The 23,571-nt window shown below is 70.7% G+C and carries 27 protein-coding genes; 12 read left to right on the forward strand and 15 right to left on the reverse strand.

The features are described 5' to 3' along the window. Positions 1–23: 23 nt before the first annotated feature. Together OG917_RS21445 and OG917_RS21450 are read left to right on the forward strand one after the other, a co-directional pair. On the forward strand, positions 24–446 hold the full coding sequence (locus tag OG917_RS21445; RefSeq protein ID WP_328319213.1) for a GtrA family protein: 423 nt from the start codon (positions 24–26) through the stop codon (positions 444–446). Continuing rightward, positions 434–1,393 (forward strand): YihY/virulence factor BrkB family protein, encoded by a 960-nt coding sequence (locus tag OG917_RS21450; RefSeq protein ID WP_328319214.1) that lies wholly within the window; start codon positions 434–436, stop codon positions 1,391–1,393. Before OG917_RS21445 ends, OG917_RS21450 begins: the two co-directional genes overlap by 13 nt. Here OG917_RS21450 and OG917_RS21455 read toward each other — a convergent pair. Together OG917_RS21455 and OG917_RS21460 are read right to left on the reverse strand one after the other, a co-directional pair. Then, positions 1,296–2,615 (reverse strand): D-alanyl-D-alanine carboxypeptidase family protein, encoded by a 1,320-nt coding sequence (locus OG917_RS21455; protein ID WP_328319215.1) that lies wholly within the window; start codon positions 2,613–2,615, stop codon positions 1,296–1,298. The genes OG917_RS21450 and OG917_RS21455 overlap by 98 nt on opposite strands. Positions 2,616–2,720: 105 nt before the next feature. Next, entirely contained in the window at positions 2,721–3,017 is a 297-nt protein-coding gene (locus OG917_RS21460; protein WP_328319216.1) for an SCO4848 family membrane protein, read from the reverse strand. A 285-nt stretch (positions 3,018–3,302) separates the two neighbouring features. Between OG917_RS21460 and OG917_RS21465 the strand changes: the two genes are divergently transcribed. Then, on the forward strand, positions 3,303–4,859 hold the full coding sequence (locus OG917_RS21465; protein ID WP_328319217.1) for an ABC transporter substrate-binding protein: 1,557 nt from the start codon (positions 3,303–3,305) through the stop codon (positions 4,857–4,859). Between the two features lie 27 nt (positions 4,860–4,886). Here the strand turns inward: OG917_RS21465 and OG917_RS21470 are convergent, their stop codons facing one another. The 9 genes from OG917_RS21470 to OG917_RS21510 form a co-directional block, all read right to left on the reverse strand. Next, on the reverse strand, positions 4,887–5,591 hold the full coding sequence (locus OG917_RS21470; RefSeq protein WP_328319218.1) for a TetR/AcrR family transcriptional regulator: 705 nt from the start codon (positions 5,589–5,591) through the stop codon (positions 4,887–4,889). 11 nt (positions 5,592–5,602) lie between these two features. Beyond that, positions 5,603–6,016, reverse strand: a complete 414-nt coding sequence (locus OG917_RS21475; protein ID WP_328319219.1) for a thiol-disulfide oxidoreductase DCC family protein — start codon at positions 6,014–6,016, stop codon at positions 5,603–5,605. Positions 6,017–6,021: 5 nt separating this feature from the next. After that, complete coding sequence (locus OG917_RS21480; RefSeq protein WP_328319220.1) at positions 6,022–6,429, reverse strand: hypothetical protein; 408 nt, start codon at positions 6,427–6,429, stop codon at positions 6,022–6,024. 217 nt (positions 6,430–6,646) lie between these two features. Next, positions 6,647–7,174 carry a hypothetical protein gene (locus tag OG917_RS21485; RefSeq protein ID WP_328319221.1) on the reverse strand — a complete coding sequence of 176 codons (528 nt, stop codon included), beginning with the start codon at positions 7,172–7,174 and terminating at the stop codon, positions 6,647–6,649. A gap of 116 nt (positions 7,175–7,290) precedes the next feature. Next, complete coding sequence (locus OG917_RS21490) at positions 7,291–8,067, reverse strand: succinate dehydrogenase iron-sulfur subunit (protein ID WP_328319222.1); 777 nt, start codon at positions 8,065–8,067, stop codon at positions 7,291–7,293. Then, positions 8,067–9,821 (reverse strand): succinate dehydrogenase flavoprotein subunit, encoded by a 1,755-nt coding sequence (gene sdhA, locus OG917_RS21495; RefSeq protein WP_328319223.1) that lies wholly within the window; start codon positions 9,819–9,821, stop codon positions 8,067–8,069. Before sdhA ends, OG917_RS21490 begins: the two co-directional genes overlap by 1 nt. A 26-nt stretch (positions 9,822–9,847) precedes the next feature. Next, positions 9,848–10,324, reverse strand: coding sequence for a succinate dehydrogenase hydrophobic membrane anchor subunit (locus OG917_RS21500; protein ID WP_328319224.1), 477 nt, complete (start codon positions 10,322–10,324; stop codon positions 9,848–9,850). A 7-nt stretch (positions 10,325–10,331) separates the two neighbouring features. Beyond that, positions 10,332–10,712 (reverse strand): succinate dehydrogenase, cytochrome b556 subunit, encoded by a 381-nt coding sequence (sdhC, locus tag OG917_RS21505; RefSeq protein ID WP_164258559.1) that lies wholly within the window; start codon positions 10,710–10,712, stop codon positions 10,332–10,334. A gap of 167 nt (positions 10,713–10,879) precedes the next feature. Further along, the gene (locus tag OG917_RS21510) at positions 10,880–11,446 is read right to left on the reverse strand and encodes a 2-oxo-4-hydroxy-4-carboxy-5-ureidoimidazoline decarboxylase (RefSeq protein WP_443059095.1); all 567 of its coding nucleotides are present in this window, start codon (positions 11,444–11,446) and stop codon (positions 10,880–10,882) included. Between the two features lie 231 nt (positions 11,447–11,677). On the opposite strand from OG917_RS21510, the gene OG917_RS21515 reads away from it, so the two are divergent. The 3 genes from OG917_RS21515 to OG917_RS21525 all read left to right on the forward strand — a co-directional run bounded on the left by OG917_RS21515 (position 11,678) and on the right by OG917_RS21525 (position 14,643). After that, complete coding sequence (locus tag OG917_RS21515; RefSeq protein WP_328319226.1) at positions 11,678–13,279, forward strand: beta-N-acetylhexosaminidase; 1,602 nt, start codon at positions 11,678–11,680, stop codon at positions 13,277–13,279. Between the two features lie 281 nt (positions 13,280–13,560). Further along, positions 13,561–14,214 carry a hypothetical protein gene (locus OG917_RS21520; RefSeq protein WP_328319227.1) on the forward strand — a complete coding sequence of 218 codons (654 nt, stop codon included), beginning with the start codon at positions 13,561–13,563 and terminating at the stop codon, positions 14,212–14,214. A 174-nt stretch (positions 14,215–14,388) separates the two neighbouring features. Further along, positions 14,389–14,643, forward strand: coding sequence for a hypothetical protein (locus tag OG917_RS21525; protein ID WP_328319228.1), 255 nt, complete (start codon positions 14,389–14,391; stop codon positions 14,641–14,643). A 75-nt stretch (positions 14,644–14,718) separates the two neighbouring features. On the opposite strand, the gene OG917_RS21530 is transcribed toward OG917_RS21525, so the two are convergent. Next, the gene (locus OG917_RS21530) at positions 14,719–14,955 is read right to left on the reverse strand and encodes a hypothetical protein (protein ID WP_328319229.1); all 237 of its coding nucleotides are present in this window, start codon (positions 14,953–14,955) and stop codon (positions 14,719–14,721) included. 7 nt (positions 14,956–14,962) lie between these two features. Next, positions 14,963–15,655, reverse strand: a complete 693-nt coding sequence (locus OG917_RS21535) for a TNT domain-containing protein (RefSeq protein ID WP_328319230.1) — start codon at positions 15,653–15,655, stop codon at positions 14,963–14,965. Between the two features lie 385 nt (positions 15,656–16,040). Here OG917_RS21535 and OG917_RS21540 point away from each other — a divergent pair, with 385 nt between their 5' ends. Together OG917_RS21540 and OG917_RS21545 are read left to right on the forward strand one after the other, a co-directional pair. Further along, positions 16,041–16,511 (forward strand): lamin tail domain-containing protein, encoded by a 471-nt coding sequence (locus OG917_RS21540; RefSeq protein ID WP_443059001.1) that lies wholly within the window; start codon positions 16,041–16,043, stop codon positions 16,509–16,511. 381 nt (positions 16,512–16,892) lie between these two features. Next, positions 16,893–17,543, forward strand: coding sequence for a hypothetical protein (locus tag OG917_RS21545; protein ID WP_328319232.1), 651 nt, complete (start codon positions 16,893–16,895; stop codon positions 17,541–17,543). Positions 17,544–17,965: 422 nt separating this feature from the next. On the opposite strand, the gene OG917_RS21550 is transcribed toward OG917_RS21545, so the two are convergent. Further along, a complete protein-coding gene (locus OG917_RS21550; RefSeq protein WP_328319233.1) occupies positions 17,966–18,583 on the reverse strand; it encodes a TetR/AcrR family transcriptional regulator in 618 nt (205 codons plus the stop codon). Positions 18,584–18,749: 166 nt separating this feature from the next. Between OG917_RS21550 and OG917_RS21555 the strand changes: the two genes are divergently transcribed. The 4 genes from OG917_RS21555 (at position 18,750) to OG917_RS21570 (ending at position 22,448) form a co-directional block, all read left to right on the forward strand. Next, entirely contained in the window at positions 18,750–19,379 is a 630-nt protein-coding gene (locus OG917_RS21555; RefSeq protein ID WP_328319234.1) for an MSMEG_1061 family FMN-dependent PPOX-type flavoprotein, read from the forward strand. Between the two features lie 12 nt (positions 19,380–19,391). Further along, entirely contained in the window at positions 19,392–20,300 is a 909-nt protein-coding gene (locus OG917_RS21560) for a PDR/VanB family oxidoreductase (protein ID WP_328319235.1), read from the forward strand. 505 nt (positions 20,301–20,805) lie between these two features. Beyond that, positions 20,806–21,465 carry an RNA polymerase sigma factor gene (locus OG917_RS21565; protein ID WP_328319236.1) on the forward strand — a complete coding sequence of 220 codons (660 nt, stop codon included), beginning with the start codon at positions 20,806–20,808 and terminating at the stop codon, positions 21,463–21,465. Then, positions 21,465–22,448 carry a hypothetical protein gene (locus tag OG917_RS21570; protein WP_328319237.1) on the forward strand — a complete coding sequence of 328 codons (984 nt, stop codon included), beginning with the start codon at positions 21,465–21,467 and terminating at the stop codon, positions 22,446–22,448. The genes OG917_RS21565 and OG917_RS21570 overlap by 1 nt, the downstream gene beginning before the upstream one ends. A gap of 216 nt (positions 22,449–22,664) precedes the next feature. Here the strand turns inward: OG917_RS21570 and OG917_RS21575 are convergent, their stop codons facing one another. After that, positions 22,665–23,555: a L,D-transpeptidase family protein gene (locus OG917_RS21575; RefSeq protein ID WP_328319238.1), complete on the reverse strand. Its 891-nt coding sequence runs from the start codon at positions 23,553–23,555 to the stop codon at positions 22,665–22,667. Positions 23,556–23,571 lie beyond the last annotated feature (16 nt).

The following is a 23,571-nucleotide window of genomic DNA, read 5'->3' on the forward strand; positions in this document are numbered from 1 at the left end:
AGGCGACAGGTGAGGGACGAGCCGTGACCATCAGCCGCCGTGAGATCGCGGGCTTCGCGCTCGCCGGAGCCTGCGCGTACGCGGCGGACCTCGGCCTCTTCGTCTGGCTGCGGAGCGGCGCCGGATGGGACCCGGTCACCGCCAAGGCGGTGTCCTTCCTGGCCGGCTGCACGGTCGCCTACCTCGGCAACGCCTTCGGCACCTACCGGGGACGGCGGGTCGGCTGGCGCGAGTACACCGTCTTCTTCGGCGTGAACATCGCGGGCGCTGCCGTCCAGCTGCTCTGCCTGGTCGTGTCGCACTACTGCCTCGGGCTGACGTCCCCGCGCGCCGACACCCTCTCCGGAGCGGGCGTCGGCATGGCATTCGCCACCTGTCTGCGCTTCTGGGGGACGAGGACGCTGGTGTTCGCCGGGGAGGGTAGGCGCACCCCATGGACTGGCTGACGAAGCTCCCCGTGATCGGCCCCTGGGCCGGCCGACTGATGCGTACGCACGCCTGGCGCTCGTACGAGACCCTCGACCGGGTCCACTGGACGAGGCTCGCGGCCGCGATCACCTTTGTCAGCTTCCTGGCACTTTTCCCGCTGATCACCGTGGGTGCGGCGATCGGCGCGGCCCTGCTCACCCCCTCCCGGCTGCACTCCCTGCAACACTCGCTCGCCCAGCAGGTGCCCGGCATCTCGGACCAGCTCGACCTCAACACGCTGGTGGAGAACGCGGGCACCGTCGGAGTCGTCGCCGGAGCGGCGCTGCTCCTCACCGGTATCGGCTGGGTCGGCTCGATGCGGGACTGCTTGCGCGCGGTGTGGGAACTCGACAACGCGGACGAGGGGAACGCCCTCGTCCGCAAGCTCAAGGACGGCGGGATCCTGCTCGGGACGGGCGGCGCCGTGCTCGTCTCGTTCGGCGCGTCCGCCGTCGGTTCGAGCGCGGTCAGCCGGACGGCCCAGCAGATCGGCATCACGGACACCGGCTGGGGCAGCGCGCTCCTCCAGGGCGTGGCGTTCGCGCTGGCCGTCCTCGCCGACTTCCTGGTGCTGCTCTACGTACTGACGCTGCTGCCCGGGGTGGAGCCGCCCCGGCGCAGGCTGATCACCGCGGGCCTGGTCGGCGCCCTCGGCTTCGAACTGCTCAAGCTGCTGCTCAGCGGTTATATGCGGGGGGTCGCGTCGAAGAGCATGTACGGCGCCTTCGGCGTCCCCGTCGCGCTGCTGCTCTGGATCAGCTTCACGGTCAAGCTGCTCCTCTACTGCGCGGCCTGGACGGCGACCGGCCACGTCGACGAGGAGGAGATCAGCGACGTGGAAAACGTCGTACCAGATCCGGCAGCGGCCAGCGCCGGTTCACCAGGAACACCCCTGCCGCCAACAGGAGCAACACCCCTGCGCTGATGGCCAGGGCGGTGCCCACCCCGCTGGAGCCGCCCTTCCCCGGTGCGGCGGCGGCCGGTGCGGACGCTTTCCCGCTGCCGGCGCCCCGGGCGCCGCCCTTGCCGTCCTGTGCCGCTCCGCCGCCCGTGGCGGCCCCGCCGGACCGCCCCGCGGCCGAGCTGCCCGGAGCGACCAGCTCGCCGACCGGTGTGACCTTGCCCTCCGAGGCGAAACCCCAGTCGAGCAGCCGCGCCGCCTCCTTGTAGACGGCCTGGCTCTCGGTGGACGAGGGCTTCATGACGGTCACGAGGAGCACATGGCCGTTCCGCTCGGCCACGGCGGTGTAGGTGGCCCCGGCATGGGTGGTGTTGCCGTTCTTCACACCCGCGATGCCCTTGTACTGGGTGACGCCGTCGGCCCCGGTCAGCAGGCGGTTGGTGTTCTGGATGCCGAAGGTCTCGCGCTTCTTGCCCTTCTTCGTCATGCCGGGGAACTGCGCGGTCGCCGTCGAGCAGTACGTGCGGAAGTCCTTCTTCTGCAGGCCGCTTCGGGCGAAGAGCGTCAGGTCGTACGCGCTGGAGACCTGGCCCGGGGCGTCGTAGCCGTCCGGCGACACCACATGGGTGTCCAGTGCCTGGAGGTCCTCGGCGTGCGCCTGCATGTCACGGACGGTCTGCGGCACCCCGTGGTTCATCGCGGCCAGCACGTGCACCGCGTCGTTGCCGGAGCGCAGGAAGACCCCCAGCCACAGGTCACGGACCGTGTAGGTGAGGTTCTCCTTTATGCCGACCAGGCTGCTGCCCTCGCCCATGCCCGCGAGGTCGGACGGCAGCACCTTGTGGGTCCCGGCCGCCGGGAACCGCGGCAGCAGCGTGTCGGCGAACAGCATCTTGAGCGTCGAAGCCGGGGCCAGCCGCCGGTGCGCGTCGTGCGAGGCGAGGACGTCACCGGACTCGGCGTCCGCGACGATCCAGGACTCCCCGGAGAGGTCCTTCGGCAGCACCGGTGCGCCGGGGCCGAGCTGGACCTGGGTGGCGGTGCGGGCCAGACGGGCGCCGCCGATCCTGGAGCGCGCGGCCTTCGCGGGCGCGGAGGACTCCGGCGAGCCGGAGGAGTCCGAGGGCGACGGATGCGGGCCCGCCGTGGTCGCGGCCGCCGCGGGCCCTGCGCAGAGGGCGGGCAGCAACGCGGCGGCGACGACCGTCAGTACGGTCTTTTTCACGGTCTTCTCAACGGCAGGCACGGAGGTGAAAGTACAGGCAGGCCACGGCGGACCGACACCGCGGGGTCGCCCGCAGGACCGGGCGGCCGGGACCCGCCCGCCGGGTGGGGAGAGCGGCGCCGGCCCCTACTCGGCAGCGGCCGATGTGGTCTCGGGCGCGGTGGCGCCGGGGGTGGTGGCACCGGCGGCGGCGCGGCGGTGGGCCCGGACGCCCCGGAGGCCGATCCCGCCGATGACGGTGCCCAGGACGAACGAGACGATGGCGAGCGCCAGGTGGATCCACAGATAGGCGGTGGGCTTGCCGTCGTCGAACGCGAGGCCGCTCGCGTCCGCGAAGAGGTTCTTCGCGAAGGTCACCCAGACCACCCACGACCACACGCCGAACGCTGCGAGGAACCAGGATGCGGTACGGCTGAGCTTCATGGGGTGTCGTCCTTCGGGCCGGTGGGGGGGCGTTCCTCCCAGTATGTGATCCGGCCCTGCGGCGCCGGACCAGGGGGGTACGTCCCGTCCCGCGAGGCACGTCCAGGCGCCCGGACGGGCCGGCCGGGGACGGTCCGCGGACCTTCATGAAGGTTGCCTAACAACTTGGCCACCGTGAAGATTTTCTCTTCCAGTTGTGAATTTCGTGTGGTTGGGTTAGCGCCGACTTGGGTCTGACGTGCGACGATCCGCGCGTCCACTGGGTGGGTTGAGGAGAACAGCACAATGCGTTCGATCCGCATGCGGATTCTGGCCATATGCGTCGTACTGGCGTGTGCCGGTATCGGCGCCTGGCAGCTCCTGCCCGACGACGGCGGGAAGACGACCCCGATCGTCATCGGAACCACCGACGTGGTCTCGTCCCTGGACCCGGCCAAGGCGTACGACGCCGGTTCGTGGGCGCTCTACAGCTCCCTCTTCCAGTCGCTGATGTCGTTCAACGTCGGTTCCTCCACCCCGGTACCGGACGCGGCGAGCAGCTGCGAGTTCACCGATGACGCGCTGCGCACCTTCAGCTGCACCATGCGGGACGGCCTGACCTTCTCGAACGGCCACAAGGTCACCGCTCAGGACGCGGCCTTCTCCTTCAACCGCGTCCTGCACATGAAGGACGGGAACGGCCCCGCGCCGCTGTACCCCACGCTCAAGAGCGTCGACGTGTCGGGCAACAAGGTCATCTTCCATCTCAAGTCCCGTGACGCCACCTTCGCCTCGAAGATCGCGACGGGCGGCGGCGCCATTGTCGATCACACCGCGTACCCGGCGAAGAAGGGCCGCGCGGGCAGCACGGTCGTCGGCTCCGGGCCGTACGTGCTGAAGTCGTACAGGAGCGGCGTCAGCGCACGCCTTGAGCCGAACCCGAACTACAAGGGCCTCATCAAGAAGCCCGGCGTCCCGGTCGAGATCCGCTACTTCAAGCAGCCCGCCCAGCTCGACGCCGCGTGGAAGCACAAGGACATCGACGTCGCGCACCGCGTGATGACCCCCGCGACACTGGCGAAGCTCTCGCCCAGCGACCCGGACGCCCATGTCAACGAGGCCACCGGCAGCGAGATCCGCAACCTGGTCTTCAACGTCCGCAAGAACTCGGCGCTCGCCGACACCAAGGTGCGCCGGGCGGCGGCCGACCTCGTCGACCGGGCCCAGCTGTCCGAGGACGTCTACAGCGGCACGGTCGAACCGCTCTACTCGCTGATCCCGCAGGGCTTCACCGGCCACACCACCGCCTTCTTCGACGCCTATCCGAAGGTCGACGTGGCGGCGGCCAGGCAGCTGATCCAGCAGGCCGGCGTGCAGACCCCGGTGACCTTCAGCTACGCGTACTCCAGCACGAGCGTCACCGACGACGAGGCCCGGCTGCTGAAGAAGCAGCTGGAGAAGGGCGGCCTCTTCAAGGTCAAGCTCGTCGGGATGACCGACTGGACGAAGTTCCAGGACAACTACCGGCTCGGCAAGTACGACGCGTACGCGGTCGGCTGGCTCGCCGACTACCCGGACGCCGACAACTACGCGCAGCCGCTCGTCGGCACCGGCAACAGCCTCTTCAACGGCTACAGCAGCAAGGACGTCGACAGGCTGATCGGCCGCACCCAGCAGTACACCGACCGCGGCCGTACCTCCGACGACTTCAAGGCGCTGCAGGACGACGTGGCGGACGACGTGCCGCTGATCCCGCTCTGGCAGCGCAAGGACTACGTGCTCTCCAGCGACGACGTGTCGGGCGGGCAGTACCTGTCCGACGGGACGGGTGTCTGGCGCATCTGGGAACTCGGCTGGCTGTAGCCCCCGGCCGGGACTGCGCCCCGCCGGTCAGGACCGCTTGCGGGCCGTCGCCGTCTCGGCCATGCCGGGCAGGAAGTCGGTGAACAGCTCGTGCACCTCGTGGACGAGCGGGCGCAGCACCCGGAAACGGGCCAGTGCGATGCCCCGGGCGGTGAGCCGCGCCCCGCGTGCGGCGAGCCGTCTGCTCCGCTCGCGCTCCGGGGACCGGTCGAAGACCCAGTACAGGACCAGCCCCATCTGGGAGAGCCACATCAACTCCGGCAGTACGCCGGCCAGATCGCCGGGGATCTTCGCCCTGGCGCCGGTGAGTACTTCCCGGTGGATGGAGATGGCCAGCTCGCGGGCGGACTCCGACTCGGCCGAGAAGGGGCTCAGCGGGCTCTCCGGGTCGGCCGCGTTCTTGAAGAACTGGGCGGCGAACTCGTGGTACGGCGCGGCGACATCGAGCCAGGCCGTCAGCACCCCGGTGAGCCGTGTCTCCAGATCCGTCTCGTGATCGAGTACGTCCCGCACCGCAGCCCGGTGTTCCGCGCCGATGCGGTCGTAGAACCCCTGGATCAGGTGTTCCTTGCCGGAGAAGTAGTAGTACGCGTTCCCGACGGACACACCCGCCTCCCGCGCGATGACCCGCATCGTCGTCTTGTCGTAACCGCGCTCCTGGAAGAGCCGGAGCGCGGTTTCGAGGATGAGCGTCCGGGTCTGCTCGCTCTTGGGAGGCTTCGCATCAGTCACGGTGCCCGAGCCTAACCGGGGGCCGCGCACCGCTCGCCGCAGGGCGGCGCTGTGGCATCGCGGTACTTGGCGGCGGTGAGCACCGCGACCCTGACGAAGGGCGCGCCCGCCGGGGTGGCCAGCCAGTGGGCCTTGGGCCGGTGGGCGGCGAGCGCCCACAGGCAGACGACCCACGCGGCGGGCCCCCGGTAGACCTGTCCCCGGTCGCCGATCACCGTGATCTCCCGCAGGGTGCTGTGGTGGTCGAGCCCGGGGTATCGCTCCCTGGCCTCCGCCGACGCGGCGGGCACCAGGTCGAGCGGGACGAGCTGGCGCTGACCGCGCAGCCAGTGCCGCAGGTGGACACAGAGCGGGCACTGCGCGTCGTACAGCACGGTGAGTCTCCGGACGGCGATGCCACCGGAGCGGAGGCCTGGGTGGGTCATCGCCGTCAGGCCCCGGCGCCCGGCGTGAGCCAGCCCTGCGGCGGCACCGGCGGCGTCTGCTCGCGCTCCATGATGCCGCGCCGGCGGAACTTGTTGAGTGCGTAGACGTTGCCGAGGTGCATTCCGCCGAGGACGAGCAGCACCACGCCGAGCTTCGTCGACAGCGCGTCGAAGATGCCCCGGGCGTCGGTGACGGTGCTGCCGTCCTGGAGGTACAGGGCCACGAATCCCAGGTTCACCAGGTAGAACCCCACCACCAGAAGGTGGTTGACGGCTTCGGCGAGCTTCTCGTCCCCCTTCAGGACATCGGCGAGGAAGACCCGCCCGTGGTGGCTGAGTGTCCGGGCCACCCAGACGGTCAGCGCGACGCTGATCACCAGGTAGATGACGTACGTGACAACTGTGAGGTCCATGCCCCACCCTCCTTTGAACGCGTTCAAAAGCTGATGTCCTGGACTGTAGACCTTCTTTTGAACATGTTCAACACAAGGGTGTGCCGCTTCGGTTCGGAAGGACGCGACCCAACTCCCGGCCGCGGGGCAGGACATGGCAGAGGCCGCCCGGGGCGGGCCGGGCGGCCTCTGGGTGGTACGGAGTGGTCCGCGGGGCCGTACGGGCCCGGCGCGCGCCCTACAGGGCGCTCAGTGAACGCACGTAGTTGAGCTGCCCCATCACGTGCGGGAACGTCTGGGGCCCGGTGGCCGGGATCATGGTGGCATGGTGCCGGCCACCGCTGACCACGGTCACCTGGATGAACCCGGTCGTCTTCCTCTCCTTCATCAGCAGGAAGAGGAGGCCGATCAGGCAGAGCAGTGCGAAGAGGATCGCCAGCACGATGGCGACCGGCGGGATCCGCTCCTCGGTACGGGACATGTCCGTCGCGCTCCAGACGGCGCCCCGCAGCGGCAGCGTGCCCGCCGGGGTGATGACGCCGTCCTGGACGACGGTGATGTCACCGATCGACACCAGCGCCGCGCCGCCCGCGGCAGGCGCGGCGAAGCCCGGCTGCTGCGGCGGGTAGCCGTAGCCGGGGCCCGGCGCCGGGTAGCCGTACCCCGGGGCGGAGCCGGGGTAGCCATAGCCCGGCGGGGGAGGGGCGGGCTGCTGCGGGCCCCACTCGTAGCCGCCGTCCGGCGCGTAAGGATTCTGGTCACTCATCCCGGTCCCCGTCTCTCTCCCCTGTACGACAGAGGAATCCTGGCACAGCGGAAAGCCCGAGGGCCCCGCCGCCCGGAAGCCGGGAGACGGGGCCCTCGTGGAGGTGACCGGAAGGGTCAGAAGCGGCGGGTGATGAGAGCGCGCTTCACTTCCTGGATGGCCTTCGTGACCTCGATACCGCGCGGGCAGGCGTCCGTGCAGTTGAACGTGGTGCGGCAACGCCACACGCCGTCCTTGTCGTTGAGGATCTCCAGGCGCTGCTCGCCGGCCTCGTCACGCGAGTCGAAGATGAAGCGGTGCGCGTTGACGATCGCGGCCGGGCCGAAGTACTGGCCGTCGTTCCAGAACACCGGGCACGACGACGTGCACGCGGCGCACAGGATGCACTTCGTGGTGTCGTCGAAGCGCTCGCGGTCCTCGGCGGACTGCAGACGCTCACGTGTCGGCTCGTTGCCGTTGGTGATGAGGAAGGGCATCACGTCGCGGTACGCCTGGAAGAACGGGTCCATGTCGACGACGAGGTCCTTGAGGACCGTGAGGCCCTTGATGGCCTCGATCTGGATCGGCTTCGCCGGGTTGATGTCCTTGATCAGCGTCTTGCAGGCGAGCCTGTTCTTGCCGTTGATCCGCATCGCGTCCGAGCCGCAGACCCCGTGCGCGCAGGAGCGCCGGAAGGTCAGCGTGCCGTCGAGCTCCCACTTGATCTTGTGGAGGGCGTCGAGCACACGCTCCTTCGGGTCGATCTCGACCTCGAAGTCCTGCCACTGCGCCTCGTCCGAGACCTCCGGGTTGAACCGGCGGATCCGGAAGGTGGCCGTGATGAAGGGGCTGTCGGCGAAGCCGGCCTCCGGCTTGCCGGCCGATTCGGCCTTGTCCATGGTCGGGGTAGCCATCAGTACTTACGCTCCATCGGCTGGTAGCGGGTCTGGACGACCGGCTTGTAGTCGAGCCGGATCGACTCGGAGCCGTCGTCGCCCACCTCGCGGTACGCCATGGTGTGGCGCATGAAGTTGACGTCGTCGCGGGTCGGGAAGTCCTCACGGTAGTGACCACCGCGGGACTCCTTCCTCGCCAGAGCGGACGTTGCCATGACCTCGGCGAGGTCCAGCAGGTTGCCCAGCTCGATCGCTTCGAGGAGGTCGGTGTTGAACCGCCGGCCCTTGTCCTGGACCGACACGTTCAGATACCGCTCACGCAGCTCGGCGATCTTCTCGACGGCCGTCTTGATCGTCTGCTCGGTACGGAACACCATCACGTTGGCGTCCATGCACTCCTGGAGCTCCAGGCGCAGCACGGAGACCCGCTCGGTGCCGGTGGCGTCGCGCAACCGCTCGACCTGGGCCTCGACCAGCGCGGCCGGGTTCTCGGGAAGCTCGGCGTACTCGTGCTTCGCGGCGTACTCCGCGGCTGCGATGCCCGACCTGCGCCCGAAGACGTTGATGTCGAGCAGCGAGTTGGTGCCCAGGCGGTTGGCACCGTGCACCGAGACGCAGGCGACCTCGCCGGCGGCGTACAGGCCGGGCACGACCGTGGTGTTGTCCGCGAGGACCTCACCCTGGACGTTGGTCGGGATGCCGCCCATCGCGTAGTGCGCGGTGGGCTGGATCGGGATCGGGTCGGTGTACGGCTCGATGCCCAGGTACGTCCGCGCGAACTCCGTGATGTCCGGGAGCTTGGCGTCGAGCTGCTCCGGCGGGAGGTGCGTCAGGTCGAGGTACACGTGGTCGCCGGCGGGTCCGCAGCCGCGGCCCTCCCGGATCTCCGTGTAGATGGAGCGGGACACGACGTCACGGGACGCGAGGTCCTTCATGACCGGCGCGTACTTCTCCATGAAGCGCTCGCCGTCCTTGTTGCGGAGGATGCCGCCCTCACCGCGGGCGCCCTCCGTCAGCAGGATGCCCATGCGCCAGATGCCCGTCGGGTGGAACTGGAAGAACTCCATGTCCTCCAGGGGCAGGCCGCGGCGGTAGCAGGCGGCCTGGCCGTCACCGGTCAGGGTGTGCGCGTTCGACGTGACCTTGAAGAACTTGCCGGTGCCGCCGGACGCGTAGATCACGGACTTCGCCTGGAAGACGTGGATCTCGCCGGTCGCCAGCTCGTAGGCCACGACGCCCGCGGAGGTCTTGACGCCGTCCACCTCGACCAGCAGCTGGTCCAGGACGTAGAACTCGTTGAAGAACTCCACACCCTCCTTGACGCAGTTCTGGTAGAGGGTCTGGAGGATCATGTGGCCGGTGCGGTCGGCGGCGTAGCACGCACGGCGGACCGGGGCCTCACCGTGGTTGCGCGAGTGGCCGCCGAAGCGGCGCTGGTCGATCTCCCCGGCGGGCGTCCGGTTGAACGGCAGGCCCATCTTCTCCAGGTCGAGGACCGCGTCGATGGCCTCCTTCGCCAGGATCTCGGCGGCGTCCTGGTCGACCAGGTAGTCGCCGCCCTTGATCGTGTCGAAGGTGTGCCACTCCCAGTTGTCCTCCTCGACGTTGGCGAGGGCCGCGGCCATGCCGCCCTGGGCGGCACCGGTGTGGGAGCGGGTCGGGTAGAGCTTCGTCAGCACGGCGGTGCGGCTGCGCTTCGTCGACTCGATGGCCGCGCGCATGCCGGCGCCGCCGGCGCCGACGATGACGGTGTCGTACTTGTGGATCTTCATGATGAAAGCGCCTCGGTCCCGGGCTTCTAGGAGATGTTCGGGTCGAAGGTGAAGATCACCAGCGTGCCCAGCAGGATGGTGAACACCGTGGCGGTGTACAGCAGGCCCTTGAGCCACAGGCGGGTGCCGACGCGCTCCGCGTAGTCATTGATGACGGTACGGAGGCCGTTGGCGCCGTGAAGCATCGCCAGCCACAGCATCAGCAGGTCCCAGCCCTGCCAGAACGGCGAGGCCCAGCGGCCCGCCACGAAGGCGAAGCCGATCTTGGTCACACCGCCGTCGAGCACCAGCTGGATCAGCAGGTGACCGAGGACCAGGACGACCAGGACGATCCCGGAGAGGCGCATGAAGAGCCAGGCGTACATCTCGAAGTTGCCGCGTGTGGTCTTCGGCGTCTTCTTGGTGCGCTGGCGCGGGGCCTCGATGAGCGGCGCGGGGTGGTCGGCGTCGAAGAGGGAGACGCCCTCGACGGGGCCGACAGCGGAAGAGGTCTCAGCAGACATTCAGTCCTCAGCTCCCGAACAGTTCGCGTGCGGCGTGGCCGAGCACGGGGTAGATGGCCCCGATCATCAGCAGGACCCAGATGCCCACGACAGACCACAGCATCTGCTTCTGGTGGCGCGGGCCCTTGGACCAGAAGTCCACGGCGATGATGCGCAGGCCGTTCAGAGCGTGGAAGAGGATCGCTGCGACAAGGCCGTACTCAAGGACGCCCACGATCGGCGTCTTGTAAGTAGCGATGACCTTGTCGTAGTCCTCGGGAGAAATACGGACGAGAGCAGTGTCCAGGACGTGTACGAACAGGAAGAAGAAGATGAGGACGCCGGTGACTCGATGAGCCACCCAGGACCACATACCTTCCCGGCCGCGGTACAGCGTTCCAGCCGGCACGGAAAAACCCTCCGGGAGCGGGGGACGGGGGTCATGCCGCCAGCTCGCCCGGTGAGAGGAGCTGTGTCGGTCTGGCCCGGCCGGGTACGGTCCACCGGCCCTGGCCATCGTAGCGACGACTTGTCGGTTCCTCCGCGCGGGGGGTTCCGGTGTGATCAAACAGGCAATCAAACAGCCACGGACGGGCTACCGGCATGGCCCGGATCCGCCACAAGACGGGCGATTCGCCCCCGGGCGAGTCGGCGCAGCTCGTCGGCGGCCACCGACCGCTCCTCGTCCGGCTCGTGCGAGAGCCGGGAGTGGATGCCGGAAAGTACCTGGTCGAGGTGGTCGGACGGGCGGACCTCGTCGAGGCAGATGACGAAGGCGTGGCCGAAGCGGCTCTCGTACGCGGCGTGCGCGGCGCTCAGGGCGGTGTGCGCGGCCCGCGGTGCCCGGCTGTGCGGCAGCCCGGACCCCGGTTCGCCCGCCAGCGCGTGGGAGAGCTCGGCCGGAGACAGGTCGTAGCTCGCCTCGTCGCAGGCCGCGAGCAGGGCGGTCAGATCGGGGTAGGGGCGGTGGGCGGCCAGTCTCCGGGCCCAGTGGGGGCTGGCGCAGCAGCCGAGCAGGACGCTCTCGGCGGTCCCGGCGGGGGCGGAGTTGAACCGGTGGAGTGCGGAAGGGCCGCGGTTCTGTGCCGGTATGGCTGGGCGTGCCGGGACGTCCGTTCTGTGGTGGAGTGACGGCGGTCGCATCGGAGGGCCGGCGTGGGACTCGCTGGACAGCGTGAGCTCCTCGAACACGACTGGAGGTCGGATGACGGCGGTGAATGAGCCGCAACGCTATCGATGTGGAGAGTCGAGTGTCCGACGGATGCGCGATTTTCACCCGGAAGGGAGAGTTTCAAGGCGCGTGATGGACGAATTGGCTGGCATTTCACCCTCGCTTTCACCCTCGCCCAGCCGTGCACGGGAGGTTTCGGACTGATGAAAAGACTCAACGCCCCGGTTCTCGCCGTGGGCCTGACCGCCACGGTCGCCGCCGTCGCGCTCGCCGTCACGGTCTGGCCGGACGACGACACGTACGGCGGAAGCGGCCCCGCGGGCCGCGGCTCGGCGGTGACCGCCCCCTCGTCCGATCCGTCGGCGTCGAAGAACTACCCGCTCTCGCCCGCACCCCGTGCCGTCCCTTCGGTCCGTGAGCACGGCCCGGCGCGCGGTCCCGGCTGGCGCCCGGAGAAGGGCTCCCGGGTCCTGGTGGACAAGGGGTGCAAGGGCCTCACCGACGAGGGCAGACTCCTCTCGCGCGAACTGAGGATCGGCTACGCGTACGGCGGCACGGCCCGCGCGGGCGATATCGAGCTCGCTCTGAAGCCGGACAAGAAGGCCCCGCGCGAGTCGTACACCCTCAGCGCCCGCGACAGCAGGGTCAGGATCACCGGTCCCGACGAGGCCGGGGTCTTCTACGGCACCCGCACCCTCAAGCAGTCGGTGAAGGCCGACGGGAAGGTGCCCGAGGGGGTCGTGCACGACAAGCCGGCGACCGCGCAGCGGCGGTTCAACCTGGACATCGCCCGCAAGCCGTTCGACGCCGGCTGGATCGAGGACCGGCTGCACGAGATGGGTGACCTCAAGCTGAACCAACTGGGGCTGCACTTCTCGGACGACCAGGGCTTCCGTATCGCCTCCACGTCGCACCCCGAGGTGGTCTCCGACGACCACCTCACCCTCGCGCAGGTCCACAAGATCGTCTCGCTCGCCTCCAGCCTGCACATCACGGTCGTCCCCGAGATCGACTCGCCCGGGCACCTGGGCGCGGTCATCAGGGCGCACCCGGACCTCCAGCTGAAGACGGCGGACGGCACCCCCGTCAAGGGCGCGGTCGACGTGTCGAATCCGAAGGCCGCGCAGATCGTCGACTCGCTGCAGCGTGAGTACATGAAGCTCTTCCCCGGCCCGTACTGGAACGTCGGCGGTGACGAGTACCAGGCCCTGACGGTGAAGAGCCCGGAGGCGTCGTTCCCGCAACTGGCCGCCCTCGCGCGGAAGAAGTACGGCGCGAAGGGCACGGTCCAGGACCTCGCGGTGGCCTGGCTGAACGACCGGGCCGCGGTCATCAGCAAGGCGGGCAGGACGCCGCAGGCGTGGAACGACGGGTTCTTCCGCGGCGGCGTGGCGAAGGCCGCCAAGGATATCCAGGTGGAGTACTGGACGGGCAAGGAGTTCGGGGCCCGGCCGCCCGAGGAGTATCTGAGCGCGGGGCGCCAGGTGGTCAACCTCAACGACGAGTACCTGTACTACGTGCTCGGCCAGCCCAACGACTTCACCTACCCGACGGGCAAGCGGATCTACGAGCACTGGACCCCGCGGGTGGTGCGCGGGACCTCGGCGGTCCCGGCCAAGTACGCGCACCTCATCGTGGGCGGCGGCTTCGCAGTCTGGGGCGACTTCCCGAACGCCCAGACCCCGGCGCAGGTCGCCGCGGGTATCCGCATGCCGCTGGCCGCGACGGCCCAGAAGCTGTGGAGCCCTGACAAGCCGAAGCTGACGTGGCAGCAGTTCTCCGCGCTGGCCGCGAAAGTGGGCTGACCGGGCTGCCGGATGCCCGGCAGGGGCGGCCGCGGCCCACGGGATCCGTCCCGTGGGCCGCGGCCCGTCCGCGTGTCCGGTCCGCACGCCCGCCGCCGGTGCGGGCGACCCCCTAACGGATGTATCCGCCCGGCCCCCCGGAAGGCCGTATACACGCAGGTCGGGGCAGGTTTCCCAGACCCGGCCCGCTGACGTTCGGTGACGTAGCGATTGCGCGGTGTGTTCAGCCGTTCGCACGGTGGCGTTGAGTACTTCCCGCACATCCGAAAGGAACGCTTTCCATGCGCATGCCCCCGAAGGCCGGTCTCCTCGTCTCGTCCGCAGTCTGCGGCGCCCTCACCCTCGGCATAGCGGGTCCGGCGGCCTGCGCGACGGCCGGCGACTCTCCCGTGCCCCGTACCGCGACCGCTCCGCCGGCGCCGGTGCCGGGCGCCGGCAGGCTCGCGGGCCAGGCGAAGCTGCTGGGGGACGCCGGCGGTGTCCTGTCGCCTGTGACGGTTCTTCTCGACGCCGTACTGAAGGCCCCGGGCGGCAAGCTCTCCGCAGCGGAGGCCGCCAAGCTGGCCGGCCCGGTCAGGGACGCGCTGTCGAAGGTCACCGAAGGCACCCCCGGGGCGCCCGCGGCGCCCGGGATCCCCGGCGGTGCGACCGGGGTGTCCGGCACGCCCGCGGCGCCCGACCCGGGCGCCGCGCTCAAGGCCCGGGCGGCGGCCGACCTCCAGTCGAAGGTCGACACGCTCGTCAGGGCGAGCACGGCCGGGACCCCCGCCCAGGTCGCAACGGCGGCGCAGGGCGTGGTCACCGCGGAGGTGAACGCGGTCGTCGCGGTCGTGCTCGGCGGCGGACTCCCGGCCGCGAACCTGCCGGGCCTGCCCAAGCTGCCGACCGTGCCGGGCGTCGCCCGGGTGCCGGCCGCACCCGGCGGGCCGGCCTGATCCGTACCCGGTCCGGGGCCGGGCGGGATCCGGGCGGGGGCCCGCGACGCCGGGCCTGCGCCGCGGGCTTCTTCCGTGCGGCGGGGTGCGGACCCGGGGTGGGGACCGGGTGGGTACTGGGCGGTCTTCGGTACTCCGCAGGCGGCGGCGGACGGCGCCCCGTAGCGTCCAGGGATGGACTTCAACATCACGGCGGAGGAAGAGGCGCTGCTCCTCCGGATCCGCGAGCATCTGCACGCAGGCAGCACGCCCCGCGAGGACGACCTCGCGGCCGAACTGGGCGACGGGGTGCGGCGGCAGGTGCGGAGTCTGGGGACGCGCGGCTGGCTGGTCGTGCGGGACGCGCCGGACGGCACCGTCTATGTGGAGGGGCTCTCGTCCCTCGCTGAGTCTGCCCTGTCGAACCGCCGGGACGTGGGGGACCAGTAGCCGCACCGCCCGGCACCGCCCGGCACCGTCCGCCCAGGTCCGCCCAGGTCCGCCCCGGTCCGGGGCGGACCGCTGTCAGGCGAGCAGCCTCAGCAGGTGCGCGCAGGCGTCGGATTCGGCGTCGTACCGGCCGATGACCTCGGAGAGGCCACGCTCGAACGCACCGGTCTCCCACGCCCCGCCGTCCTCGGTCCGCTTCAGATAGAGGAAGTCGGTGGGGGTGGGGACCGGCTCATGGACCCCCTCGATCCGGTAGTAGCCGTCGGGCACTCCGGCGTCGCGCAGCGCGGAACGCAGTTCGCGGCGGTCCATGGGCGCGCTACTCGGCGGCCGCGGCGGCCTGGGCGAGGTAGTGGTGGTCGAGCAGCCATTTCACATTCAGCCGCTGGCCATCGCCCGGGTTCAGGAAGACGGGGTCGAGCTTGATCTGCTGACCGTTCCCCGGCTGCTCGAACCACGGGGCGATCCCGCCCTGCCACACCCAGAACGGCTTGGCGACCTTGTAGACGTGGTAGTCGCAGGGCACCGCGGCGTCCCGGGTGGTCAGGCTCTGCGGGGGCAGCGCGCGTTTCGCGTACGCATCGCCCGCGGGCGCCAGGTAGGAGCCGTACTCGGAGCCGAAGCGGTCCAGACGCTCACCGGTGCGCAGCTTCTCGGGCTCCTTCTCCACCTGCCCGTTGACCTCCTTGAAGCCGTCGTTCGGCGGGTACTTCCAGCTGCCCGAGTCCGCGGGTCCCTCCCAGTACTTCTTCAGGAAGTCCTCGGGCGACAGCTTTCCGGTCCGCTGATACCCCTTGAGGAGCGGGCCCACCGGCTTCTCGTGCTTCGACGGCAGCCACTGCGGGCCGAGCCTGGCGTCCGCCCGGAACTCGCCCGAGCAGGGGGCGGGCTGCGGCCCTGGGGCGGCCGCCCGGTCCGTGTGCGGCTGCGGAGCGGTGCTCGCGGCGGCCGGGGCCGCCGCTGTCGCCGCGGTGATGGTCAGTGCGGCGAGCACGATACGGATGCGCTTCACTCAGGGTCCCCTTGTCTGCCGAGGCCCGGCTCGGGCCGTATCACGCACCGTAGCGGACTGATTACCGTCTGCGGGGCGGGATGGGGGAGTTGGTCACCGTGCGGGTGCCGGTGCGGGTGGCGGCGCCGGCGTCAAGGCCCGAGTGCCGGGTGTGGGCCGTGGGTCGGACGGGGCGGGGGAGTGCACCCCGGGCCGGATGCGCGGGGGCGTATACGCCGGATGATCTGACGGTGTGTGTTTTGTCCGCTTTCGGTAAAGTCGCGAAGGTTCTCCGGACATCGGAACTGGTTCGGTCCAGAGTGTGGGTTGTCCGGCACAGAGCCGGAAGTCCATCTGCACCATGCGCGGGCCGACCGGCGCGCGCATGCCCTGATCTGGGGGTTCCATGTCGTCTTTGTCTTCAGGTTCCCGTTTCGCCGCAGCTGTACTGGCCTCCGGGGCCCTGCTGGCCGCCGCCTTCCCGGCAGCGGCCGCCGACCACCGCCCGGCCCCGCGCCCCGTGCGCTCGGCCGTGGAGGTGGGCACCGTCCACCACGTCGCCGTCCCCGGCCGCGGGCACCACGCCGGCAACCGGGCGGACGCCGAGTGGATCACGGTCACCAACAACTCCCGCCGGGCGGTCGAGCTGCGGGGATGGACGCTGACCGACGCGCAGCACCACTCCTACCGCTTCCGCGCCCTGCGGCTCGGAGCTCACAAGTCGGTCAAGGTGCACACCGGACACGGCCGTGACACCTGGAACGACGTCTACCAGAACCGCCGCGCCCCGATCTGGGACCGCGTCGACACGGCGACCCTGCGCGACGCGCGCGGCCGTGTCGTGGACACCGAGCGGCTGGGGCACCGTCACCACTGACGGCTGAGGTGACATCAGGTGCGCCGCGAGTGGGCCCGCTCGCGGCGCACTGCTGTGTGCTGCCGCGGCCCCGGCCCCGGAGGGCGGTCGGGGCAGCCGCCCCCGCGCGGAACATCCGGCTCTGCCGCCGCCGGGGCGGAGGACGTTTCCTGCTTGCGCTATTTTGGATTTTCCATTCCGCCACCGCTCTCCGGAACGGCTGCCTCGGATATTCTGCGCCGATTCCTCGGCGTAAGGCTGAATGAGCCCCCGGGTGCGCCCGGCCATTTGGTGAAAATTAGTGCGGCGGAACGATATTTCACCGCAGAGACAGAGTCTCCCGCACGCTCCGCTCGTTCCCTCGGATATCCAAATGTGCCGAACTCGTGGAGTGGAATTGCCATGGCTGTAAGCTGGGCGAGACGTATCGCCATCATCGAGCCCGCCCCCCGAACTGCGCGGTATGCCAGGTATCTTGCCCCGCACTGGAAGGGGCTGACCCGCCTGGAGAGCGAGAATTGCATTGGCCTCTTCCCGGCGGTGCTGCTCTTCTCCCTCGCCGCCCTCGCTCTGTTCGGCGCGGGCGGCGCCGGCCTCGCCTGGCTGGCCGATGAGGTGACCGGCCGTCGCCGGCTCCTGTACGTGTGGGTGTCGTTCGACACCCTGGCCGGCGCCTCGCTGGCGCTGTCGTACTGGCTGGTCAGCCGCCACGCCCTGCGCTTCTACGAGGCGGAGCCCTCCTCGTCCCCCACCTGGCGGCTCGTCACGATCGCCAACACCGCCTGGCGGTACCTCCCTCCGTCCCACCGGGAAGCCCAGAAACCACGGTTGCTGGCCGCCAACACGGCGGCCCGTCTGCTGCTCACCGACCCGGAGGACTCCCAGACCCACGACGTCCTCACCGCACACGCGGACGCCCTGCGCCAGCTCGCCACCACCGTGCTCCAGGACACGCGGCAGGAGCAGCCCGGCATCCACCGTCTCCTGGCGTTGCCGCGGGCAGGGCGATCGGAGGCAGGCCGGAGCGTTCTCACACCCGCGCGTGCGCAGTAGCGTTCTCGCACCCGCGCGTGCGCAGTAGCGTTCTCGCACCCGCGCGTGCGCAGTAGCGTTCTCGCACCCGCGCGTGCGCAGTAGCGTTCTGCGCCGCGAGTACCCGGGCCGGCGCTGTCGCCCCGGGCGCCCGGCACGGGCACCCTCGCGATGCCCTTCCCCGCCGGTCCGCCGCGCGGTCGGGTGATCGGCGGCTGCTGCGCCCAACTGTTCCGTGTCATCGGGCCTTGAGCGTTGTCGCCGAAGGTTCAGCCCGGTCCTTGACGCCCCGCCGATACCCATGACCGGGCCGCCGTCACGCTGACGTCCGTAGCGGCGACAGGGCCGGGAGCCGGAGGGACCGGCGAGCCGTCACCCCAGGAGCGGGCAGTCCCGTGTGAAGCGCCCGACCGACGGTGGGACACCGGTCGCCTTCGTCTTGCTCAGCCCCGCAAATAGCGGGTCAGCATCGCCACGAGTTCGTTCTCCAGCCTGGTGGCGTCGACCGGGCCCGGCTCGGCGACGAGCGGGTGCACGATGAACTCGATCGCCGACACCGCGACCCGTGCCGCCATCGCGGTGTCGGCCACCCGGACCTCCGGATGGCGCTCGAACAGCTCCCGGACGTACGCGACGTCCGCCTCCTGGAACCGGGCGACCTTCTCCAGCAGGGCGGCCGACAGCGGTGGTTGTTCCATCATGACGCGCAGCAGGTGCGGATCCTCCAGGTGGTTCTCGATCGACGTGTGCACGAACAGGCGGATGATCGCTTCCAGTGACTCCGGCAGGGCGCCGCTGCGGCGGCGGCTCATGGCCGCGGCGCCGGCGTCGAGGTGCCGGGTCACCAGTTCGGCCAGGATCGCGTCCTTGTTCGGGTAGTACTGGTACAGCGAACCGATCGAGACCCTGGCCTGTTCGGCGATCCGGTTGGTGGTGCCCGCGGCGTAGCCGTGCTCGGCGAAAACGTGAGCAGCCGCGGTGAGGATGCGCTGCCGGGTGAGCTCGGCGCGGGCCTGGAGTGGCTCTTTACGTGGCTGAAGCCGTTGTTTCCCCGACGTCATGACACCCCTTCCGAAGCGGCGCCAAAGCGAGTAGCGCGTGAACTGAATGATTGCTCATAATACTGCCATGACCTGCGGCTGAGCGAAGTTTCTCCCGCCGCGCCGACTGCGCGTCCCCGCGCGTCCCCGTGCATTCCACCCAGGACGAATCCGAAAGGAGTCCGTTATGACGCTTACCCGCGTCCGGCCGCGCCGTGTGGCACCAGCCGAGGTCCGTGCCCGGCTGGGCGAGCCCGAGGCGATGCTCAAGGAGAAGAAGCAGGACCACATCGACGCCTTCTCCCGCCGCTTCATCGCGCATTCCCCGTTCCTGTCGCTGGCCACCTCCAGTGCGGACGGACACCTGGACTGCTCGCCCCGCGGCGACTACCCGGGCTTCGTGAAGGTGCTCGACGAGCACACCCTCGCCATCCCCGACCGCCCCGGCAACAAGATCGCCGATTCCTTCACCAACCTCGCCGAGCGCGACGGGGTCGGGCTGCTCTTCCTGATCCCCGGCGCCCGGGAAACGTTGCGGGTCAATGGGCGCGGCTATCCCACCGACGAGCCCGATGTGCTCGCCCGGATGCAGACCGAGGCGCGCGAACCTGTCCTGGCCATCGTGGTCGAGGTGGCCGAGGCGTACTTCCACTGTGGTCGCGCACTGATCCGGTCCCGGCTGTGGGATCCCGCGAGCCAGGCGCTGGCCGACGAGCTTCCGTCGGTGGGTGAGGTCGCGGCTGCCCACTTCGGCGTCGACATCGATCCGGTGATGCTCGAAGCGGGGCTCGAAGCCGGCTACCGCGAGCTGTACTGACGGGGGATTTCCATGCAGCAGACGATTATCGACCGGATCGAAGAGATCGCCGACGGCGTGGTCGCGGTGGCCCTGCGCGGTGCCGCCGGGCCCCTGGCGCCGTGGCGGCCGGGAGCGCACATCGACCTCACCCTGCCGAACTGGCTGACACGGCAGTACTCGTTGTGCGGTGACCCCGCGGAACGCGACCGGTATCGCATCGCGGTCCGCTTCGAACAGCTCAGCCGGGGCGGCTCGGAGTACGTCCACCGTTTCCTGAAGCCCGGTCGGACGCTCGAAGTCTCCCTGCCACGCAACCACTTCCCCCTGGAACCCGCGCCGGAGTACCTCTTCGTGGCCGGCGGAATCGGCATCACGCCCATCCGGCCGATGCTGCGCTCCGCGACCGAGGGGGGCGCCGAGGCGACACTGGTGTACGTGGGCCGATCCCGCGCCTCCATGCCGTTCGCCGACGAGCTGCGCGCCGCATACGGCGACAAGGTGACCATCGTTGCGACCGAGGAACACGGCAGGCCGGACTTCGCAGCGATGGCAGCCGGTCTGGGGCCCCGCGCACTGACCTACTGCTGTGGCCCCGCCGCCATGCTCGCCGCGGTCGAGGAGGTGTTTCCCGCCGGGCAGCTGCACGCCGAGAGGTTCCGGCCCACCGCGCGGAAATTCGCACCGGACACGGCGTTCGAAGCGGTGTGCGCCCGAAGTGGGCAGACAGTCCAGGTCGATGCCGGGAAGTCGTTGCTGGACGCGCTGAACCACGCCGGCCGGCCGGTCCCGTCCGGCTGCCGCGAAGGTGTCTGCGGCAGCTGCGAACTCACCGTCCTGGACGGCGAGCCCGAACACCGCGACGACATCGGCGCACCCGGGAGCCGGATGTACCCGTGTGTGTCCCGCTCGATTTCGCCACGCCTGGTTCTGGACCTGTAGGACGGCTCCTTGGGGCCGTTGGCCCGACCGCCGGGCTTTCGTCCCTGGGGATATCCGGACACCACGCGGACGGTGCGACTGTGCGGGCCCTCTGCTTCCGTACGTGAAGGACGACGAAATTCTGTACGTGAACGATGACGACGGCGGCGCGCATCGTCCGCAGGCCCGGCGCCGACAGGTGTGCCCGGGTACGGGGAGTGCCGCGGCAGAGGAAGAGCCGGCGGCAGGCCAGGCCGTGGGAAACCCGACGGCGACCGGGGCCGCCACCCCCCACAGGAGAGGCCCCGGTCGCCGTCGGCGGGAACCGCGTGACGGCCCCGTACCTCTCTCAGCGCCGGACGTGCGTTTTCTGTCACACCGCGCAGAGTCAGCGCGGTGTCGCTGGTCGTACAAGTCGTGGACGTGGGCCGGGCTCAGGCCGTAGCGTGACGGATTGCGCACAGCAGCGCGGCAGTGGCGACCAGCTGCACAGCGGGGGAGCGGTGCAGCAGGACAGGTTGAGGAAGTGCTGGGGGACGACGCGGAGCTGACCACCGCAGTGCTCGCGGCGCAGGACGGGGACGAGGACGCCTTCCGTACTGTGTACCGCGCGGTGCACCCGAGGCTGCTCGGATATGTACGGACGCTGGTCGGCGATCCGGACGCGGAGGACGTCACCTCCGAGGCATGGCTGCAGATCGCCCGCGACCTCCAGCGGTTCAGCGGCGACGCCGACCGGTTCCGCGGCTGGGCGGCCCGGATAGCGCGCAACCGCGCGCTCGATCACATACGGATGCGGGGCAGGCGCCCCGCGGGCGGCGGCGACGAGTCCGAACTGGCCGCGGAGGCGGGCGAATCGGACACCGCGGGAGAGGCCATCGAGGCCCTGGCCACCGGCCGCACGATGCGGTTCATCGCCCAGCTCCCACAGGACCAGGCCGAAGCGGTGGTGCTGCGGGTCGTCGTCGGGCTCGACGCGAAGAGCGCCGCAAAGGCGCTCGGCAAGCGGCCCGGCGCGGTGCGGACCGCCGCGCACCGCGGACTGAAGAAGCTCGCCGAACTGCTCGGCCCCGATGCGGGCCCGCACGGGCTCGACGCCGTACCCACGCAGCGCTCCCCACACGAGGAGGCGGGAGCCGCGGTCGGTGTGACGCATTCGCGTCCGTGGACGCAGAAGGACATGTGATGGCCGACGAGCGGTGCGAATGGCTTGACAAGGACACGGCGGAGCGATTGCTGCGCGGTGGCCCCGTCGGCGCCGTCGATGATCACGCGCGGGCCCAGGCCGCACGGCTGCGTGCCGCGCTGGACGGCGCCGCCCGGTCGGCTGCGCCCTCCGACATCGGTGAACTCCCCGGTGAGAAAGCCGCGTTGGAGGCTTTCCGGCTGGCCAGGGACGGCGCTGCCGGTCCGGCCGGGCCGGTGCGGCCCCCGGCCGCGGCACGCTGGGGCCGCCCGGTGCGGTTCAGTATCGCCGCCGTGGTCGCGGGCTGCGCGCTGAGCGGGGTGGCGGTGGCCGCGGGCGCCGGCATGCTGCCCTCGCCCTTCGGCCGCAGCGAACCGATGCCCGCCTCGTCCGTGTCCTCCGCCGCGACACCGCGTCCGCTCCTCTCCGGGAGCTCCCCGGCGACGGCCGGCAGCGCCTCGCCGCGGCCGGACAGCAGTACCCCCGGCACCGGGGAGCCCACCCCCCGCACCCCGCAGGCGGGCTCCGGGGACGGGGGCTCCACGGGCCCAGGGGACAGCGGAGCGGGACGGCCGGACGGGCGGCCCGGCGCGGCCACCGGGCAGGAGTCCGGCGCCGGGCGCCAGGGCACGCCGTCGCCTTCCGGGGACCACGACCGCTCGACAACGGGCCTGTACCGCAAGCTGGCCGCGGTCTGCCGCGACTACCGTGCGGGCCGGGTCGGCGGAGAGCGCAGACGGAGCCTGGAGTCGAAGGCCGGTGGCGCGCAGAACGTCCAGAAGTTCTGCGGCCGGGTGCTGGGCGCCGGGGGCTCCGGCGACCACCATGTCTCCTTCACACCCCAGGCCCCTCTCTCTCCTGCCTCCCCCGTCCCGTCGCGCCCGGCCGGCGCCTCGCCCTCCCCGAAGCTCGGTTCACCGGCGTCCTCCGCGTCCACCTCAGCCGCCGCCCGGAACGCCGCGGCACGCCGGGAGAACAGGTGACGGGGGCCGGATCCGCTCCGCCGGGGCGGCCGGCCAGGGCGCCCGGCCCGCAGGTGTGACACTTTCGGGCGGCCCGGCGCAGTAGAGAGTGAGCCGACTGGTCATCGGCCGCGCGTGAGCCGGGGTTCCCCCCGTACCTTCGGCTCCGCGCAACCGGCGCGGGTGGGTTTCGTTCCCCCGGACCCACCCGCGCCCCCAATCCGGCCCGCCGCCTGCTCACCGGTACACGACGACCTTGTCCCCGGTGCGTGCCTGGCCGAAGAGCGCGGCGATCCTCGCCTTGTCCCGGACGTTGACGCAGCCGTGCGATGCGCCGCTGTACCCGCGGGCCGCGAAGTCCGACGAGTAGTGCACCGCCTGGCCGCCGCTGAAGAACATCGCGTACGGCATCGCCGTGTGGTAGATCGTCGACACGTGGTGCAGGCTCTTGAAGTCGATGTGGAAGGTGCCCTCGCGCGTCGGCGTGTACTGCGAGCCGAAGCGCACATCCATCGTGGACAGCACCTTGCCGTCATTGACCCAGCGCAGGGTGCGGCTCGTCTTGCTGATGCAGAGCACCCGGCCCGTGAGGCAGCGCGGGTCGAGCTTGCCCGCGGAGTGCCCGCCCGCCGTTCCGTTCAGCTCGTCGCGGGTCGGGGTCCGCGTCATGGCGAGCAGCCGCTGCCAGGTGACCGTGTCCGTCGTGCCGGTCCTGGCCAGACCCCGCTTGCCCTGGAACCCGCTGACCGCGGCGGCGGTCACCGGACCGTACGTCCCGGTGGGCGAGGACCCGAACCAGGCGATCTGCCGCAGCCGCGCCTGGAGTTCACGGACCTGCTTGCCCGTGGCTCCGCGCGCCATCAGGGTCCTGCCCGGCGCCGCCGCGTGCCGCGGCCCGGCCGGTCCCGCCGGTTTCCTCGCCGCGGACGGACGTGCGGTGGCCGCCGCCGGCCGGTGCGCCGGGGCCGGGGCCGGGGTGCTCGCCGGTGCCCGGGGCGTCGCGTTGCCGGCCGCCGTGCCCCCGCCCGCCTTCGCGTCGCCCGCCGTGTGCGCCCCGGTGGTCTGTACCGAACAGCCCGCCGCCACGGCGACCGCCGCGGCGGCGACACACCTCAGGATCTTCCGCATCCTTCCCCCTCTTCTT

Source organism: Streptomyces sp. NBC_00388, from assembly GCF_036061255.1.
Lineage (GTDB): Bacteria > Actinomycetota > Actinomycetes > Streptomycetales > Streptomycetaceae > Streptomyces.